The sequence below is a fragment of the Streptomyces iakyrus genome, from assembly GCF_000717055.1.
Classification (GTDB): domain Bacteria; phylum Actinomycetota; class Actinomycetes; order Streptomycetales; family Streptomycetaceae; genus Streptomyces; species Streptomyces iakyrus.
On the sequence record NZ_JNXI01000111.1, the window covers coordinates 1 to 373 of the forward strand.

The following is a 373-nucleotide window of genomic DNA, read 5'->3' on the forward strand; positions in this document are numbered from 1 at the left end:
GGCCGAAGCTGAGCCAGTGCACACGCTCGGCCGGGCCCGTGCGCTCGGCGATCCGCTCGGCCTCGGCCAGGTGGCCATCGGCTGTGTCGCCGTCCTTGTCGCGGCCGGCCAGCACTGCGGCGCCGAGGTGCATCTGCCCGGTGAGGACGTCCCTTTCCCGGCCGCGGTCTGCCTGCTGCAGAGTGGTCATGCCGAGCTGCACGAGCCGCTTGCCCGTGCGGTAGTCACTCGCACGGAGGTAGGCCAGTGCCCGCAGGTACTGCCGCATGCCGCTCAGGATCGGGTCCGACGCCCGGTGTGCCGCCCACTCCAGACGGTCCAGGGCGATCGCGGAAAGGTCTATGAACCCGAGCTTCGTGGCGACGTCGTAGGC

1 pseudogene is annotated in these 373 nt (G+C 71.0%); it reads right to left on the reverse strand.

The window, feature by feature from the left end:
• Nucleotides 1-373, reverse strand: a pseudogene (locus tag OO68_RS41760) (transcriptional regulator); the annotation flags it as partial.